The sequence below is a fragment of the Pseudoalteromonas luteoviolacea genome, from assembly GCF_001750165.1.
GTDB classification, from domain to species: domain Bacteria; phylum Pseudomonadota; class Gammaproteobacteria; order Enterobacterales; family Alteromonadaceae; genus Pseudoalteromonas; species Pseudoalteromonas luteoviolacea_G.
Genome location: NZ_CP015411.1, coordinates 1525326 through 1543370 on the forward strand (window position 1 = coordinate 1525326; position 18045 = coordinate 1543370).

14 protein-coding genes and 1 other RNA gene are annotated in these 18045 nt (G+C 41.4%); 12 read left to right on the top strand and 3 right to left on the bottom strand.

Going from position 1 to position 18045, the window contains the following annotated elements; translation table 11 throughout:
• The first annotated feature begins 2 nt into the window (after positions 1-2).
• From lpxA to dnaE, 4 genes are all read left to right on the top strand, one after another.
• A complete protein-coding gene (gene lpxA / locus S4054249_RS06675; protein ID WP_046355130.1) occupies positions 3-773 on the top strand; it encodes an acyl-ACP--UDP-N-acetylglucosamine O-acyltransferase in 771 nt (256 codons plus the stop codon).
• A 104-nt stretch (positions 774-877) separates the two neighbouring features.
• Positions 878-2032 carry a lipid-A-disaccharide synthase gene (lpxB, locus tag S4054249_RS06680; RefSeq protein WP_046355129.1) on the top strand — a complete coding sequence of 385 codons (1155 nt, stop codon included), beginning with the start codon at positions 878-880 and terminating at the stop codon, positions 2030-2032.
• Positions 2022-2615 (top strand): ribonuclease HII, encoded by a 594-nt coding sequence (gene rnhB, locus S4054249_RS06685; protein ID WP_046355128.1) that lies wholly within the window; start codon positions 2022-2024, stop codon positions 2613-2615. Before lpxB ends, rnhB begins: the two co-directional genes overlap by 11 nt.
• A gap of 2 nt (positions 2616-2617) precedes the next feature.
• Positions 2618-6109, top strand: coding sequence for a DNA polymerase III subunit alpha (gene dnaE, locus S4054249_RS06690; RefSeq protein WP_046355127.1), 3492 nt, complete (start codon positions 2618-2620; stop codon positions 6107-6109).
• Between the two features lie 63 nt (positions 6110-6172).
• On the opposite strand, the gene accA is transcribed toward dnaE, so the two are convergent.
• Positions 6173-7132 carry an acetyl-CoA carboxylase carboxyl transferase subunit alpha gene (accA, locus tag S4054249_RS06695; protein ID WP_046355126.1) on the bottom strand — a complete coding sequence of 320 codons (960 nt, stop codon included), beginning with the start codon at positions 7130-7132 and terminating at the stop codon, positions 6173-6175.
• 668 nt (positions 7133-7800) lie between these two features.
• Between accA and tilS the strand changes: the two genes are divergently transcribed.
• Together tilS and S4054249_RS06705 are read left to right on the top strand one after the other, a co-directional pair.
• Positions 7801-9126 (top strand): tRNA lysidine(34) synthetase TilS, encoded by a 1326-nt coding sequence (tilS, locus tag S4054249_RS06700; RefSeq protein WP_046355125.1) that lies wholly within the window; start codon positions 7801-7803, stop codon positions 9124-9126.
• Entirely contained in the window at positions 9113-9454 is a 342-nt protein-coding gene (locus S4054249_RS06705) for a hypothetical protein (RefSeq protein ID WP_046355124.1), read from the top strand. The genes tilS and S4054249_RS06705 overlap by 14 nt, the downstream gene beginning before the upstream one ends.
• 42 nt (positions 9455-9496) lie before the next feature.
• Here S4054249_RS06705 and S4054249_RS06710 read toward each other — a convergent pair whose 3' ends face one another.
• Positions 9497-10393 (bottom strand): GGDEF domain-containing protein, encoded by an 897-nt coding sequence (locus S4054249_RS06710; RefSeq protein WP_046355123.1) that lies wholly within the window; start codon positions 10391-10393, stop codon positions 9497-9499.
• A gap of 196 nt (positions 10394-10589) precedes the next feature.
• Here S4054249_RS06710 and S4054249_RS06715 point away from each other — a divergent pair, with 196 nt between their 5' ends.
• Entirely contained in the window at positions 10590-12593 is a 2004-nt protein-coding gene (locus tag S4054249_RS06715) for a cation:proton antiporter (RefSeq protein WP_046355154.1), read from the top strand.
• Here the strand turns inward: S4054249_RS06715 and S4054249_RS06720 are convergent.
• The gene (locus S4054249_RS06720) at positions 12590-13735 is read right to left on the bottom strand and encodes a patatin-like phospholipase family protein (RefSeq protein WP_046355122.1); all 1146 of its coding nucleotides are present in this window, start codon (positions 13733-13735) and stop codon (positions 12590-12592) included. The genes S4054249_RS06715 and S4054249_RS06720 overlap by 4 nt on opposite strands.
• Before the next feature lie 363 nt (positions 13736-14098).
• Between S4054249_RS06720 and S4054249_RS06725 the strand changes: the two genes are divergently transcribed.
• The 5 genes from S4054249_RS06725 to S4054249_RS06745 all read left to right on the top strand — a co-directional run bounded on the left by S4054249_RS06725 (position 14099) and on the right by S4054249_RS06745 (position 18036).
• Positions 14099-15019, top strand: a complete 921-nt coding sequence (locus S4054249_RS06725; protein WP_046355121.1) for a DUF3014 domain-containing protein — start codon at positions 14099-14101, stop codon at positions 15017-15019.
• A gap of 147 nt (positions 15020-15166) precedes the next feature.
• An RNA gene (gene ffs / locus S4054249_RS06730) (signal recognition particle sRNA small type) lies at positions 15167-15263 on the top strand.
• Positions 15264-15888: 625 nt separating this feature from the next.
• Positions 15889-16383 (top strand): hypothetical protein, encoded by a 495-nt coding sequence (locus tag S4054249_RS06735; protein ID WP_196302562.1) that lies wholly within the window; start codon positions 15889-15891, stop codon positions 16381-16383.
• Position 16384: 1 nt separating this feature from the next.
• Complete coding sequence (locus tag S4054249_RS26510) at positions 16385-16717, top strand: hypothetical protein (protein ID WP_046355119.1); 333 nt, start codon at positions 16385-16387, stop codon at positions 16715-16717.
• A 323-nt stretch (positions 16718-17040) separates the two neighbouring features.
• A complete protein-coding gene (locus S4054249_RS06745; RefSeq protein ID WP_187301384.1) occupies positions 17041-18036 on the top strand; it encodes a transposase in 996 nt (331 codons plus the stop codon).
• The last annotated feature ends 9 nt before the right edge of the window (positions 18037-18045 follow it).

An 18045-nucleotide genomic window follows, 5' to 3' on the forward strand; every position in this document is an offset into this window, starting at 1 on the left:
GCGTGATCCATCCTACCGCAATTATTGAGCCAGGCGCTAAATTAGGAAATAACGTCTCAGTCGGACCATACAGTTATATCGGTAATGATGTGGTTATCGGTGATGATTGTAAGATCGAGTCTCATGTCGTTATCAAAGGGCCAAGTGAAATCGGCTCTGGTAACCACATATTTCAGTTCGCGTCAGTAGGCGAGGCCTGTCAAGATAAAAAGTACAAGGATGAACCAACGAAACTGATTATTGGTGACAACAATGTGATCAGAGAGTGTGCGACGATTCATCGCGGCACTATCCAAGATCAAGGTGTAACCATTATCGGTAGTAACAATTTATTCATGGCATACACCCATGTTGCGCACGATGCTGTGATTGGTAATAACGTCATATTTGCCAACAATGCGAGTGTTGCTGGCCACGTACATATTGGTGATTGGGTTATCCTTGCTGGTAATTCAGGTGTACACCAGTTTTGTAAAGTTGGCTCACATGCGTTTGTTGGCATGTATTCTGGTGTTAACCAAGATGTCCCACCGTTTGTAACAACGACAGGGACCCCTGCAAGGCCTGTTGCGATTAACACTGAAGGGTTAAAACGCCGTGGTTTTGAATCTGACGAAATTATGGCGACACGTAGAGCATACAAAATGCTTTTCCGTAAAGGCCTTAAGTTAGATGAAGCAGTAGCCGCTTTACAAGATGAAGCTAAGCAGTACCCTTCTGTACAACTGATGCTTGATTTTATTGAAACATCAGAGCGTGGGTTAGTACGCTAATCGAACTTTGCTCTATGTCGCAATTTTTAGCATAACAAAGAGCTGGTTCTGATATAATAACGCCATACTAAGTATGGCGTTTTTTATTTTCTAGAAGAACAAAAATGGCAAACGAAAAATCAATTACGGTGGGGATTGTCGCAGGTGAATTATCCGGCGATATTCTTGGCGCAGGCCTTATTAAAGCGCTTAAAAAGCGCTTTCCGAATGCCCAATTTGTAGGCATTGCTGGTCCTAAAATGCAAGCTGAAGGCTGTAAGAGTCTTTTTGATATGGAAGAGCTTGCTGTGATGGGGCTTGTGGAAGTATTAGGCCGACTTCCACGCTTACTCAAAATTCGTAAAGAGTTAGTCAATTATTTTATTCAAAATCCACCTGATGTATTTATCGGAGTTGATGCACCGGATTTTAATTTACGTGTTGAAAAGCCGCTGAAGGCTGCGGGCATTAAAACGATTCAATATGTGAGCCCATCAGTTTGGGCTTGGCGACCAAAGCGTATTCATACCATTGCCGAAGCAACTAATTTGGTTTTATCTTTACTGCCATTTGAAAAGGCATTTTATGATAAATATGACGTGCCGTGTACATTTGTTGGTCATACACTCGCGGATGAAATTCCACTAGAGTCAGACTCGTTAGCAGCAAGAAAAGAAATTGGTTTGAATGAATCAGACACGGTATTGGCTTTGCTACCAGGTAGTCGAGGCTCAGAAGTCGGTTTATTGAGTGAAACCTATTTACAAACAGCGAAACAATTAGTTGATAAAATTCCAGATCTTAAAATTGTGGTGCCTTTGGTCAATGAAAAACGCCAACAACAGTTCATGCAAATCCTAAATAAAGTTGCGCCTGAGCTACGACCTATTATGTTAGATGGCCAGTCATCATTAGCAATGACGGCTTCAGATGCAGTACTGCTTGCATCAGGCACCGCGACGCTCGAAGCGATGCTATATAAAAAGCCGATGGTTGTAGGTTATCGCCTGAAAACACTGAGCTATAAAATATTCAGCACATTTTTCACGTTCAATATTAAGCATTTTTCATTGCCAAATTTACTAGCTGACGCGCCTTTGGTCGCAGAATTTTTACAAGAAGATTGTAACCCTGATGCATTGACCGATGCGCTATTACCTTTGCTAAGAGGGGATAATTCGGCATTGATAGAACGCTTTTACGAAATACATAAAGATATTCGCTTAAATGCCAGCGAACAGGCAGCAATTGCTGTAGCGGAGGTTATAAATGCAAATTGAGCGTCCAAACGTTAATTTCATAGCAGGGGTAGATGAAGTAGGCCGTGGTCCATTGGTTGGAGATGTGGTTACTGCTGCTGTTATATTGGACCCGACTAAGCCAATTGAAGGTTTAACTGACTCAAAAAAACTTTCTGAGAAAAAGCGCAACGCATTGGCTGAAGAGATTAAAGAGAAAGCCTTGTGTTATTGTATTGCTCGCGCTTCGGTTGAAGAAATTGACGAGCTAAATATTTTGCATGCTACTATGCTGGCAATGAAAAGAGCGGTTGAAGGTTTATCTATTCCCGCCGAATTTGTTTTTATCGATGGCAACCGTGTGCCTGATATTACGGTTCCTGCACAAGCAGTTGTGAAAGGCGATAGTCTTGTTGCTGAGATCAGTGCAGCGTCAATTCTAGCCAAGGTCACACGTGATAATGAAATGATTGAGTTAGATGCTCAGTATCCTGAGTTCGGTTTTGCGGGCCACAAGGGCTACCCTACCAAGGCGCATTTTGAAGCGCTTGCACAACATGGTATTACACCTCATCACCGTAAGAGCTTTAAGCCAGTACAAAGAATTATCGCGGAGCAGTCGTAACCATGCCAACGCCTAATTTTGTGCACTTACGCGTGCATAGTGACTTCTCAATGGTCGATGGTTTGGCAAAAACTAAACCGATTGTTGCGAGAGCTCAAGAACTTGAAATGCCAGCGTTCGCGATCACTGATCAAATGAACTTGTGTGGTTTGGTGAGATTTTATGGTGGTGCTCATGGTGCGGGAATAAAGCCCATGGTAGGGGCTGATCTATGGCTGAAAAGCGACGAGTTTCCTGATGAGCCCTGCCGTATTGTGGTATTGGCAAAAAATAATGAAGGATATAAAAACCTTACGTTACTAATCTCAGAAGCTTTTCTAAGAGGCCATGTATTTCATCGCCCTGTGGTTGATAAAGCTTGGTTAGCTCAGTTCAAAGAGGGGTTAATCTTACTCTCTGGCGCAAAAGATGGGGATGTTGGTAAAGCTTTACTTAAAGGTAACCAGCAATTGGCTTTAGAAACATTAGCTTTCTATGAGGAGCATTTTGCTGATCATTACTATCTCGAGCTACACCGAACTGATCGTGAACAAGAAGAAGAATATTTACATGCGGCTGTGGCGCTTGCGTCGGAACGCAACCTACCCGTTGTTGCCACTAATGAAGTGGTGTTCCTACATGAGGAAGACTTCGAAGCCCATGAAATTCGTGTAGCAATCCACGATGGTTATACACTAGAAGATAAAAATAGGCCAAAGCGCTTTTCTAAAGAGCAGTATCTTAAAACACCTGAACAGATGGCAGAGCTGTTTAGTGATATTCCAGAAGCACTAGAAAATACCGTTGAGATAGCTAAACGTTGTAATGTGACGGTTCAGCTTGGTACCTACTTTCTTCCAGACTACCCTACGGGCGATCTAAAAATTGATGAATTTTTAGTCAAGGTGTCTGAAGATGGCCTCGAAGAACGTTTACAGTTTTTATTCCCTGATGAAGAAGACCGCAAAGTTAAGCGTATTGAGTATGATGAACGCCTCAGGATTGAGCTAGACGTAATTAACCAAATGGGATTCCCAGGTTACTTCTTGATCGTAATGGAGTTCATTCAGTGGAGTAAGGATAACAATATTCCAGTTGGCCCTGGTCGAGGTTCAGGTGCAGGTTCATTGGTTGCATATGCACTGAAGATCACCGATCTTGACCCACTTGAATTTGACTTACTTTTCGAACGATTCTTGAACCCAGAACGTGTTTCGATGCCCGATTTTGATGTCGACTTTTGTATGGATAGGCGTGATGAAGTTATTGATCACGTTGCTAAACTTTACGGGCGACAGGCGGTATCTCAGATCATCACTTTTGGTACGATGGCGGCCAAAGCGGTAATTCGAGACGTAGGGCGAGTGCTTGGTCACCCATACGGCTTTGTCGATAGAATTTCGAAGTTAGTGCCGGGCGATCCGGGCATGACACTTGCCAAAGCTTTTGAAGTTGAACCAAGACTACCTGAAGCTTACGACGGCGATGATGAAGTGAGAGAGCTCATCGATAAATGCCGTATTCTTGAAGGGTGTACCCGAAATGCTGGTAAACACGCCGGTGGTGTTGTTATCTCGCCAACCAGTATTACAGATTTTGCAGCCTTGTACTGTGACGAAGAGGGTAAATTTCCAGTTACCCAGTTTGATAAGAACGACGTAGAAACGGCTGGTTTGGTTAAGTTTGACTTCCTCGGTCTAAGAACACTGACCATTCTACAGTGGGCATTAGATATGGCCAACGAACGTTTGGCGCGAGAGCAAAAACCGTTTGTTGATATCAACGCTATTCCACTTGATGATCATGCCAGTTTTGAATTGCTGTTGAGAGCGGAGACAACTGCGGTATTCCAGCTTGAATCTCGTGGTATGAAAGATCTGATCCGTCGTCTGAAGCCAGATTGCTTTGAAGATATGATCGCACTGGTTGCTTTATTCCGTCCGGGGCCTCTGCAATCGGGCATGGTAGATAACTTCATTGACCGTAAGCATGGTCGAGAAGAGATCTCTTTCCCTGACGCCCAGTATCAGCATGAGAGCTTAGCACCTATCCTAGAGCCGACCTACGGGATCATCCTCTATCAGGAACAGGTTATGCAGATCGCTCAGGTCCTTGCTGGCTATAGCTTAGGTGGCGCTGACTTACTTCGTCGTGCGATGGGTAAGAAAAAACCTGAAGAGATGGCAAAGCAGCGTTCAACCTTTGAAGAAGGCTCGATCAATAATGGGGTTGATGGTGAACTAGCGATGAAGATCTTCGATCTTGTTGAAAAGTTCGCCGGTTATGGTTTCAACAAATCTCACTCAGCCGCATATGCATTGGTTTCTTACCAAACGCTCTGGATGAAGACGCACTTCCCAGCTGAGTTTATGGCAGCGGTAATGTCTGCGGATATGGATAATACCGACAAAATCGTTACCTTGGTTGATGAATGTGAAAACATGAAATTGACCTTGTTGCCTCCTGATGTGAACGCGGGGGTTTATAAATTCACGGTGAACTTACAAGGCGAGATAGTTTACGGTATTGGTGCGATTAAAGGCGTAGGGGAAGGCCCTGTTGAGGCTATTCTGGAAGCACGCGAGCAGGGTGGTGAGTTTAAAGACTTATTTGATTTTTGTGCCCGTGTAGATTTAAAGCGCCTCAATCGTCGTGTTATCGAAAAACTCATTTATGCAGGTGCTCTAGACAAGCTTGGTCCAGAGAAGAAGCAAGGTGGACGTGCCACCTTACTTGCGAGCTTAAAGGATGCCATGAAGTCTGCCGAGCAGCATCATAAAGCGGAGCAGTTGGGCCAATCAGATTTATTTGGCTTACTCGCGGTAGAACCGGAGGAAGTCGCGCAAGCATTTGTTCAGGCACCGCCGCTAAGCGACAATGAGTGGCTCAATGGGGAAAAGGAAACGCTTGGTTTATATCTGACCGGACATCCGATTAACCAATATCGAAAAGAGCTCAAGCATTATACTTCTGGAAAATTGGTAGACCTACAACCAACTAACAGGGATATGCAATCGACAGCCGCTGGATTGGTTATTAATGCTCGGACCTTGATAAACAAAAAAGGTAATCGCTGGGGCCTTATCACGCTCGATGACAAGAGTGCGCGTATTGACGTGCGTTTCTTCCCTGAGCAATTTGAAATGTACGAAAGCCTTCTTCAGGTTAACCAAATTTTGGTGATCTCAGGTCAGGTGAGCTTTGATAATTTCTCCGGCGGTATTACGATGACTGCCAGAGATGTGAATACCATAGGACAAGCGCGTGAGAAACGCGTTAACTCGATGAAGATGAAGCTCAATATGGCACAAATTGACGCGGGCTTTGGTGAGAACTTAAAACGGGTATTGGAGCCATACAAGTTTGGTACATGTCAGGTAGTCATTGAGTATCAGCGTCCTGATGCAACTGCAGAATTAACACTAGGAACACAGTGGTGTGTGACACCCAGTGATGAATTGATGCGAGCACTGAAAAAGTTAACAGGGCAAGACGTAGAGTTGATCTTTGATTAACTCTAGGTAGACAGAAAATAAAAAAGGCCACCCATTGGGTGGCCTTTTTTATTATTAATTCAATTAGCTACAGTAACCAAAAGACATCAGGCGTTGGTATCTTTGCTCAAGCATTTCTTCTTGGCTAAGTTTAGATACGTCATCAAGATCTTTGATGATCTGTGCTTTTAGATTTCTTGCCGCTGTATCATAATCACGGTGTGCGCCACCAAGAGGCTCAGCAACGATTTCGTTGATTAGGTTGTTGTCTTTGATACGCTGTGCAGATACACCCATCGCTTCAGCTGCAAGTGGGGCTTTTTCTGCACTCTTCCAAAGAATTGAAGCACAGCCCTCAGGCGTGATCACTGAATAAGTGCTGTAACGTAACATATTAACGCGGTCGCCTACACCAATTGCCAGTGCACCACCTGAACCACCTTCACCGATAACGCTACAAATTGTCGGTACTTTTAAAGAAGCCATCACTTTTAAGTTCATAGCGATTGCTTCACTTTGGCCACGCTCTTCTGCGCCAATGCCTGGATACGCGCCTTGCGTATCAATTAATGTAATGACAGGCATCTTAAAACGTTCAGCCATTTCCATAAGGCGCTTTGCTTTACGATAGCCTTCTGGACGTGGCATACCGAAGTTACGTTTGATTTTCTCAGCTGTATCACGACCTTTCTCTTGGCCGATAACCATAACTGGTTTGCCGTCTAGTCTCGCAGTACCGCCAATAATTGCTGGGTCATTAGCAAATGCACGATCACCTGCAAATTCATCGAATTCTGTGAACATGCGTTTGATAAAATCGCTCGCATGTGGACGCATTGGATGGCGAGCTAGTTGTAGCAGCTGCCAAGGATTAAGTTCTGAGTATATTTTTTCAGTAAGCTGTACACTTTTTTCTTTTAATTTACTGATTTCTTCTTCCAGACTTAGGTCCAAAGAACCTGAGCGACTAACAGCTTGTAGCTCTTTAATTTTTTGCTCTAATTCAGCTACTGGAAGTTCAAATTCTAGATAATTTAAGCTCATTTTCTAACCTATCTGATAATTTTTTAAAGTTTGTCTCGGTTTTATGTAGAGAGTACAGATTTAAAATGCCGTGACTCAGTTATTTTCAGCCTATTATTTAGCATAGTCTATTTTGCTAAATGGAGCTTAAACTAAGTATTAATATTGCTTATTTAAGTCAGTTTTTGTAGAAGATGTCGAATTTTAGCGACATTTACCTTCTTCATTTTTTAACTGTTTTTCCTTCGTGAAGGCGCGTTCTCTGTCATCACATACAATTTTGTGCACATTATACTGCCCCGAGCTGGATCTTGAAAACAGACCAGCAAGATAATGTGACTTTTTAAACATAAGTAGGGATTTACCTAGATTTTAGCACTAATGTCAATTAATTTCGGGTTTGTTTTATCCATGTAAAATTTGAAAATGAATTTTGTTATATATCAACGTTAGGTCACGCTAAGTGATTAAAATTGTTTTATTAATTGGTTTTGGTTTAATTAAAGGCAAAATACTGCCTTTTTTACCGATTTTAAGTACGGTTTTAGTAAAAGAATAAAATAGAGTTTAGCGAGTTAAGTTTTGAACTTGGGGTGATCTAGCTCATTATAATCTTTTACTCAGCTGTGCGTTCATTGCAATTTATATAGGATAAGGTATAACGCCTGTTGAAAGTATGAGGAAAGAATATGGAATCGACAGGCATATATAAACAATTTTCCAGCGCACTTGAGCAACAATGTGGGAGTCGTTTAGGGCAAGGGCTCACCGTCGCTTTATCTGGCGGTGTTGATTCGGTTGTACTACTTCATCTATGCCAACAATACGTCAAATTAAATGCAGAGATAACGCTAGACGCGATTTATGTGAATCATGGTTTATCTGGTAATTCATTTGAATGGCAGCAGTTTTGTGAGCAGTTATGTGCAAGTCTTAATATTTCTTTTCGGACCGTGTCGGTTAATATTCAAGCGCAAGCTAGGACCAGTTTAGAAGCGCAGGCCAGAGATGCACGTTACGACGCACTTGATAAACATGCAGCGCAAAACTCGACGTTAGTACTTGGTCAGCATGCCGATGATCAAGTTGAGACTTTTTTTATTCGTTTGAAAAGAGGTTCTGGGCTAAAAGGGCTTGGTGCAATGCATGCAACTACCCAGCTTGCAAGTGGTCGATTTTGCATCAGGCCACTGCTCGGGATTGAACGCAAAAATATTGAGGCATTTGCACAAATATTTGGTTTATCTCATATCGAAGATGAATCTAACAAAAATGATGAATTTGATCGCAACTTTTTGCGAAATCAGGTAATACCTCTTTTAAAATCTCGCTTTAAAGGGTTTGTACCCAGTGTTATAAGGTCTATTTCTTTATTGCAGGCTCAACAGAGTTTAATAGACGAAATAACGCAGGGGGATTTGGTAGCTTGCCGACATGGCAAAGAAATCAATATATCTAGTCTAGCCGCACTATCCCACCTTAGGCAATGCAACCTGGTGCGAGCTTGGCTCGAGAGCAAAGGCGTAAGCATGCCATCACAAAAGCAGCTTACTCAGATTTTGCAGCAGGTCATTCATGCAAAAGAAGATGCGCAAGTTCATGTGCAATTGCGAGCTGGCTCAGTTAAATGCTACAACGGGCTAATGTACTGGGTGGTCCATGAGGCCACAAAATTAGTTGATATTCCTTTGTCGGATTTGGCTACAAGAACGGTACTTAGTGATGGCAGAATCTTAGTGCTCATAGAAGGAAAAGGTATTCGTAGGCCTTTGGAAAGTGAGTCTATTTCGATTCGATTTGCGCGACTTAATGAGAAAATTAAGCCTTTTGGAAAACCAGGGCGAAATACGGTTAAACATTGGCTCAAAGAAGCAAAAGTGCCTAGTTGGGAAAGAGGGGCGAAGCCGATGGTTTATTACAACGACACCTTGGTCGCGGTGGCGGGGATATTGGTCAATGCAGATTATGCTTCGCATTCAGGAATTAACTGGCAGGTTGAAGATGCAAAGAAATAAACAGATTGGTGGGTCACTGGCACCTAAAGCACCCAGTGCCTTTTTAATATGTGCACTGATATTTTTATTATTATCGATAAGCTCGCCGCTGAATGTGGCAAACCTTATTTTGGCGCTGAGTATTGGGGCACTATCGGCGGTGTTGTTACTTGCTTATTGGCATGGTAAAGGCGGGATTTACTTCATTTTAGGATTGGCTGCGCCCATGTTGTCCATATTGTTTAGTGATCTTCCTGACTTTTGGGCATTGGGTTGGGTTATTAACGGCTTTTTTTGTGGCTTTGCTATTTTGCTGTGGTTATTCCAGCTAAAAAATAGTCAGGGTTAAAAAGTGGTACTTATCATTAGGGGATGATAAGTACCTGTGGGTTTATACTGCGCGTGCGCAATTTCTGCCAGCCGCTTTTGCTTTGTATAAACCGCTGTCTGCACGTGCAAAGATTTCATTAGAGCAATCTTGGCTTGAAGCCAATGTGAAACCAATACTTGTGGTGACGTTATGTTTTGCCAACAGGGTATTCGTGTTTACTCGCTCCATTATGCGCTCTGCGATGACTTTATTTGTTGTAAACGCTGGATCATCAATCAGAATTGCAAATTCATCGCCGCCAAATCTAAACACCGCATCTGTAGCACGAATACTAGATGTTAATATGTTGGCAAATTCGACAAGTACTTCATCGCCTGTTTTGTGGCCGAACGCATCATTCACTTGTTTAAAATTATCGAGGTCCAACAGCATTAAACTAAAGTTTCTGTGCTGTCTGCGGCTGCGCTCTAATTTAGTCTCGAGGTATTCATTAAACTGGCTGCGATTATACAGTCCGGTTAACGTGTCCTTAGTTGCCAGTTGTAGTACACGGTGATACATCAGCGCATTTCTTAATGGGTATAATAGGCAAGTATGCAGCTGCATTAATCGTGCGCGTATTGTGCCACTAAAACTATATTTACTGAAATAGACCAATTGCCCCAAGTGTTGGCCCTCTAAATCGAGGTCAAACGTATAAGGTTTAAGTTGGTTATCACTTTGTTGAGTTTGAAACAGTCCTTGATTGGTATGAAACTGCAATCCTGCAAGATCAGTGATGCGCTTAACGTAGGATGCAAAGATATCTAAGATACCGTTAATCTCCAACGTTGTTTGCAGCTTTTCAACGAGCACATTCGGTTGTTCAGGCGCTTGCGATACGTATTGTTCGGTCGTGAACGGAACGTAATCACCGCGCGTAGGCGTTCGTTGTGCCAAAATATGGACATTTTCCATCTGGTAATTCCCCTAATTACAACATTCCCGAACAAATAAGCTAGTTTCGTGCCAAAAAATTAAACTGGCTGAAAAACAGTTGGTTGCTATAGTTAAATTGTGTGAAAAATACACCGCAACATTTCTTTGACACTTAGGAGGCCATTTGCAGCAAAATTTTGCCGGGTTTATTTCCGATAGAATCGTCACCGTGTTTATGACCGCGATACATGGTCATTTTACTGATGTTGTTGCGCTGCTTCTATGTGCTGTTATCTTGGTCTGGTCCTTTAAAAGGGTAGGGCTGCCACCTATTTTGGCCTATTTACTCACTGGTCTAGTGGCGGCAGGTTATAGCCTGATGGACAACAGCCATGAAATCCATTTAATTGCTGAAGTTGGAATTGTATTTTTGCTATTTAGTCTTGGGTTAGAATTTTCTATACCTAAATTAATGGCGATGCGTAGTGTTGTATTTGGATTAGGAAGCACTCAAGTATTGCTATCTATTCTGATTGGCACCTTTTTAGTGTCATTTTTTGGATTTGGTTGGTCTGAGTCGTTGATAATTGCTTGTATTGTATCTTTGTCATCCACAGCCGTGGTGGTTAAGATCATGAAAGAGTCAGGCATGTTGAATTTGCGTAAAGGGCAGTTGTCTATCGGCGTGCTACTTTTTCAAGACATTGCTGTTGTGCCCATGTTGATTGTGTTTCCGCTGATGGCGAGTACTGATAACCAATTTTTGGTCGGGGCGCTCATTTTGGCACTCGCCAAAGGCGCATTTGTATGCCTGTTATTGTGGGCGATTGGAAAATGGATATTACCGAAGGTCTTTAATGAGGTTGCGCTGGCAAGAACTGATGAGCTGTTTGTTTTAACGACCTTGGTTGTGGCTTTGTGTGCCGGTGCTTTGACCTATGCATTTGGGCTTTCAATGGCGCTGGGTGCATTTTTAGCGGGCATGATGCTTGGAGAAAGCCAATATCGACATCAATTAGAAGCCGAGATAAGGCCCTTTAGAGATATTCTTATGGGGTTATTTTTTGTTACTGTTGGTATGCAGCTTGATGTGGCTTATGTGATAAGTGCATTTGGCTACATAGTTGTGGCAATGGCGGTATTACTTACGGTTAAAGTGAGCATAGTTTATGTTAGTGCGCAGATGATGGGGGAGCGTAAACGTGATGCACTCGCCTCCGGGGTTATGCTTTGGCAAATGGGGGAATTTGGATTTGTATTAGTTGCGCTTGCTGGGCAGCATCATTTATTAGCGCCAGATACCGCGTCATTTTTAATCGCGCTTGGGGTTCTTTCAATGGCATTTACCCCCTATTTAATGAGTGAAACAGATCGACTATTAAAATTATTTAAGCTCGATGGTGAACATAAGTCTGATTTTACCTATGCCGGATTTAAAGAAGACACGGTTAAAGATCACGTCGTCATCTTTGGATATGCGCGAGTTGGACAAACTATTGCTCGTTTTTTGAAACCAGAAGCTATCCCTTATGTAGCCATCGAGCGCAATCCAATAATTGTACAAGAAGCACAAACAGCTGGTGAGCCTGTCATTTTTGGTCATGCAGGACAAAAAGCCATATTAAAGTCTGCTTGTGTGAACAAAGCAAGGTTAGTCATTGTGACTATGGATGATTTTGAGCAAAGCCAGATCGTTATCGATGCACTTAAACATTACGCGCCTGAAGTTAAAATTTTGGTGAGAATGCAAGATGACACTCACCTAGAAGATTTAAAGCAACTGGGAGTGACAGAGGTTGTGCCTGAATCTTTAGAGGCAAGTTTAATGTTGGTATCTCATGTACTCTATATGTCAGGAGTACCGATGCGGCGGATATTCAAACGCGTAAGTAAAGAACGGCAAAATCGCTATGAGTATTTGCATGGCTTTTTTACTGGCAGTAGCGACGAAATGAGTGAATATGGTAATAGCCATTCACATTCCAGCTTTGTGACAGATCGCCTAGAGTATTTGCATGCAGTCGCATTGCCAGAAGACGCGTACGCAGTTGAGAAAACAATTTCTCAACTTCAGTTAGTGCGTCATAAAGTTGTCGTTAAAGCTTTACGGCGTGATGGCACCGAAATTCCAATGCCGGATGAAGATATTATCTTGCAAGCAAGCGATGTATTACTGCTCAAAGGTAAGCCTCGACGGGTAGAGCGTGCTGAGCAATTTATTTTAGATGGGTTACCCTAGTCTAACTCTAAAAACGCTTTTATTTCGTCTAATCGAGCAAGGCCATCTTCATAACCGATTTTGATCAATTCTTGGGTATAGCTTTTCTCAAACAGTAAGTAACTGGTTAAACTCGATTGGGAGTGCTTCTTTACGCCGATGGTTCTAAGTAGCAGCTTCACCGCAATTGGTAAATCATCATAAAAGTCGAGTGCCAGTTCATTGAAGTTTTGAGATGGGTTAACAACCAAGGTATCGACGCGTTTGAGCTCTTTATGTTTTTCTCTGGCTGGAAGTAGGCTGATAGTGCGATTAACACGTTCAAGACGTTCTAAGTCGGACTGCAAGGTGTCACTAAAAATACTGTCCAATAAGTGACCTGCAACCACCGACATACCCGGAAAGTGGGGTTCGTAACCCAATGGTTTTTGTACTTTAGGTTGCTCAACACCTATGATGAATATTTTACTTGCGCCTAGGTGAATCGAGGGGCTAAGTGGGGACAATTGGTGAATGGATCCATCACCGTAATAATTATGTTTTACGCGCACACTCGGAAATACCATAGGTATGGCACTGGATGCCATTAGATGGTCAATATTGAGTTGGGTTTGAATACCTTCGCGCTTGGCTCTTTGCCAAGGCTTTGCGTCTTTGGCTTGGAAAAAGGCCACTGACTTTCCGCTGGAATAACTTGATACGGTGACAGACAAAGCATCAATAAAGCCGCGATGGATATTGCGGTCAATTCGCGCCAGATCCATCACTTCTTCGAGCAGTTGTCGAAGGGGCGTATTGTCGAGCAAGCTCGCTGGTGGATGGTTTAAATAGTCAGCTTGAAAACTGCGCATGACATTATTAGTCAGATGGCCAAAAGCACCAAACAGGCTACTTTTATAGACCATATTGGTATGAAAGTTTTTCCAGATCCACTCAATTTTTCGAATTGCCAAATGCATATTGGAAGAATAGCAAGCCAGCCCTGTAGAGTTGATCGCGCCAGCGGAAGTACCGTTAATGATTTTAAATGGGAGGGGAGCGCTGCGCGGCAAACTAAGCGCAATCGCCTTTAATACTCCTACTTGATAGGCTGCCCGTGCACCGCCCCCAGTGAGTAACAGTGCAATATGTGGTTTGCCAATTTTACATTGTGCTTTTTTCAAATCTGCTCCTTCGAAAATAGACTGTTAATCACAAAGGTGATAGCTCCGCTCTTTCTTATACTATACTCAATTACAGATGAATGTGTATTTTACATCTCTTATAAATATCAGCTTGTTACGGAATTTTGACAAATTTTAATACGTTAAAAAATGTCATGATTATGTGGTTTTTTGTCTGGATGACGTTTGTTTATACGTGCGTTCATGTAATTGTCAGCAAACAGATGCGAGTTTGAGATAAACTCTCGTTAATGCGCGTTGACGCAGATGAGATATCTTTTAGTTTGTGTTTTAATTAACGACGTACTGCTAAGCAAATAACCTTAGTTGCCAAGTTTTTTAAGCGAATTTTACGGAGCCTCCATGTCAGAGCACAGTTCAGCAGAACCAAGGACAAATAAAAAGCCTTCTAACAGTCAGTTACTTCTTGCGGCAATTGCAGTGGTTGCCTTGATCATTGTGGCTGTATTTGTATTAGCAAATAAAGAAAGTAAACCTGCAGACAATACTAAATTTCGACAGGATGTCGTAGTGCCTGAAGAAACACCTAAAGTCGTCGTAAACACGGCACGTCAAGAAGTTGAGCAAACGAAAAAAGCAGACATCATGGCAACTTCAGAACCAACTCCAGTTGATGAAGGGATTGCAGAACCTGTGGTAACAGTTAACGAACCAGAGCCGAAACCTGTGGAACCTGTTGAACCAGTGTTACCTAGCCTTGATGATAGTGATATCAGTGTACGTGATTCGGTAGCAAGTTATTTAAGCAAGCAAGCGATGGAATTATTAGTGACTGAAGACATGGTTAGACGCAGTGTGGTGTTTATTGACAACTTAGCGCAGGGTAAAGTAGCTAAAAAACATTATCCAGTGAGTAAGCCCACAGATAACTTTATGGTGATTGAAGATGATTTGATCATCACAGATCCAAACAGCTTTGAGCGTTATACGCCGTATGTAAATATGCTCAATGCAATGAGCACAGCTCAGCTTGTTCGATTATATGAGCAATATAAGCCGCTTATTAGTGAAGCGTATGAAGAAATTGGCTATAACGGCAATGAGTTTGATTACACGCTTCAAGAAGCGCTTGGCGAACTGTTAGAAACACCTATTCCAGAATCAAACTTACCACTTATTCAAGAGTCAGTGACGTATAAGTATGCTTATGCCGAGTGGGAGCAGCTCTCTGATGCACAAAAACTGTTTTTGCGTATGGGCCCTGAAAATATGAAAAAAGCGAAGAAACGCTTACAAGCTTTTCAGCGTGCAATTGCCAATTAGTACAAATTTAATACTTAAATAATCAAAAGCTTGCTTACTTGCTTAAACAAACAGCAAACGAGCAAGCTTTTTTAGTTTTCACTTGCATCCCAGTGAGAAAATCGCCATAATTCATCCCGCGCCAAACAAGGCCCTCAATGGTAGTCTTATTGGTCCTCTCGCAACAATAGTTCGTGAACCTGGTCAGGTCCGGAAGGAAGCAGCCACAGCGGATGACTTGTGTGCCGGGATGTGGCTGGTAAGACTACCACCCAAATTTCCTCATGTTGTTGTTTGAAGTGTAAGTCTGCAAATTTGTAGTAAGACCCCGCATAAAAATTGAATTATAACCCTGCATAGCCTACTTTTAGATCGTCTCACATATTCGGTATAGCTCAAGGTCTGACTCCTTGATTTCTGCTTACCTCAACCTCAACGACAAACACATTTTTATCGCAAGCGATTTCTAATGCCTTTTGAAAAGCTACTTTTTTGATTGTATTCAAACCAATTTTTAATATTCATAAGTATCTTTAACTAATAAGGCAGAGTTAGTTCTATCATTATTTTATAAATAACATGGCTCCTGAATACGTCTAAGTTTTAAATCAAAAAATTTAATATTTTTAGCTTAGAATGTGTGTGCTACTTAAAAGTGTGAATTAATGCACCCTAATTTAGTTGCGCAGAGTAGTTTTAAGAAAACAATAATAGGTGTATAATTCTGTTGTATTTTATCTATTTATTGAACTAAGTTCTTTTATAATAGTTATGTATAGTTTGAAATTGCAAAGCGATAAAAGTATAAAAATCAATCATATTTTAAATTTTTGCAATAGCCTCAAACTTTTTTAATCTAGATTTTAAAGCCTTTATCGGTAACTACCAGCATGAATATAAGAATATTATTACTTCTATCTATCATAATCTTCCAAATGACAGGTTGTACCTTGTCAAGAGTTACACCATCTCTTAGCCCTGAAATCCCAGAGGTGTCATATATAGGAAAGGGAACAAATTCGGGACCGATGTTGGTTGGTGCTCTTGGTGCTGCTGGTCTTGCTGTAGGTATAGCAATAGATAAAGGTATAGCTAAAGACTTTCATAAACAAATTGAAATACATAAAGCCAAATATATCGAAAATATTGCTTTTCTACTTAAAGGTTATTTTCCAAGCGCTGAAGGTTTTAGTTTGTCAAAGCTTGAGTTCACCGCTGCAAAAAACGATGCAGATTCGGTAAACACAAGCTTGGTTATTAAAGTAGAAGAAAATAGCAACATTGATTTTGTATCTATCGAACTAGAAGTAATCAAATTCGATGATTTAAAAACGTCAGATGCTTTCTGGCAGAACTTCGAAAAAAAGCTAAAAAAAGGACTGTAAAATGAAAAGAAATCTATTTATTGGACTACTCACTGTGGCTATTTCTTTTGGATCCAATGCGAGTACATGGGCAAATGCATCTGGAAAAATCAGTAATATTCAAGTATGGGCCAATGGTAGTGATCCGTATGGAGTCTGGGTTACTTTAGAGAGTGGCTCCTCAATTCCAAGCGGTTGTGGTATGACTTATTATTTACAACATAACGCTTCAAACAAAGATATCGTTTATAGCAGCTTACTTGCATCAAAGGTGTCTGGTGGTAATGTTACTATACAAACAGATAAAAGTAAGAATGCGACGGGTTTGTGTCGAATTCATAAAGTTCTTTTTTAGAGGAATATATTTAAGGTTTAAAAGCCAATAAAAGCAATAAAGAAGCAATAAAGAAGCAATAAAGAAGCAATAAAGCAATAAAGCAATAAAGCAATAAAGCAATAAAGAAGCAATAAAGCAATAAAGCAATAAAGCAATAAAGCAATAAAGCAATAAAGGAAGGAAGCAATAAAGGAAGGAAGCAATAAAGGAAGGAAGCAATAAAGGAAGGAAGCAATAAAGGAGCAATAAAGGAGCAATAAAGGACAGGCACAAATTCTTTGCATAAACTGCGTTACTTAACTACTGTTTAAATATCCAGTTAAAAATTGAGTTGAATAGGAATGACAAGAGCACGGAACGCACTGATAGATTTGTCGTCGACATCTTATTATCACTTGATAGCGCGGTGTGTACGCCGTGCTTTTTTGTGTGGACAAGATGCGTATACAGGTAAAAACTTTGACCATAGACGGATATGGTTAGTAGAGCGAATGAAGCTGCTGAGCAGTGTATTTGCCATTGATATAGCGGCTTATGCCATCATGAGTAATCACTATCATTTGGTGGTTAAAGTGAATAGACAGCAAGCACTTAGTTGGTCAGATAATGAGGTGATAGCTAGGTGGTACAAGTTATACAAAGGTAGTCCAGTCATTGATAGACAACTAAACGGTGACGCTCTCAGTGAAGCGGAGCAATTGCTTGTATCTGAGTTAGTAGAAAAGTGGCGTTCTCGGCTGTATGACATTAGCTGGTTCATGAAAAACCTCAATGAGTTCATTGCAAGAGAAGCAAACAAGGAAGATGACTGCACGGGTAAATACTGGGAAGGGCGATATAAATCACAAGCCTTGTTAGATGAAACGGCATTGCTCAGCTGTATGGCTTATGTAGACTTAAACCCAATTCGAGCAAAGGTGGCAAATAATCTAGAGGATAGTGATTTCACCTCGATTCAAGAGCGTATAAAGCACCTTCAAAATGCCAAAGCAAAGGCAAAAAAATCAAACCAAAACAACAAAACCAGTCACCAAACCAAACAACCTAATTCACTAAAACCATTTGGCGCAAGAGAGCATGAAAACACATTACCCTTCTCATTGTTGGATTACCTTGAGCTAGTTGACTGGACGGGTCGTCATGTTCACCGCAAAAAGAGGGGATACATACCAAAGAATATACCCAATATTCTAGTATCACTTAGAATTGAAGAAACGGTATGGTTGGATAGGGCACTGAGTTTTGGAAGTGACTACGGTAACTTTGCAGGTTCGCAGACTGTATTAAGAGCACATGCCGCTAAAAATGATATGAATTGGTATAAGGGGGTTGGTTAGTAAAAAATA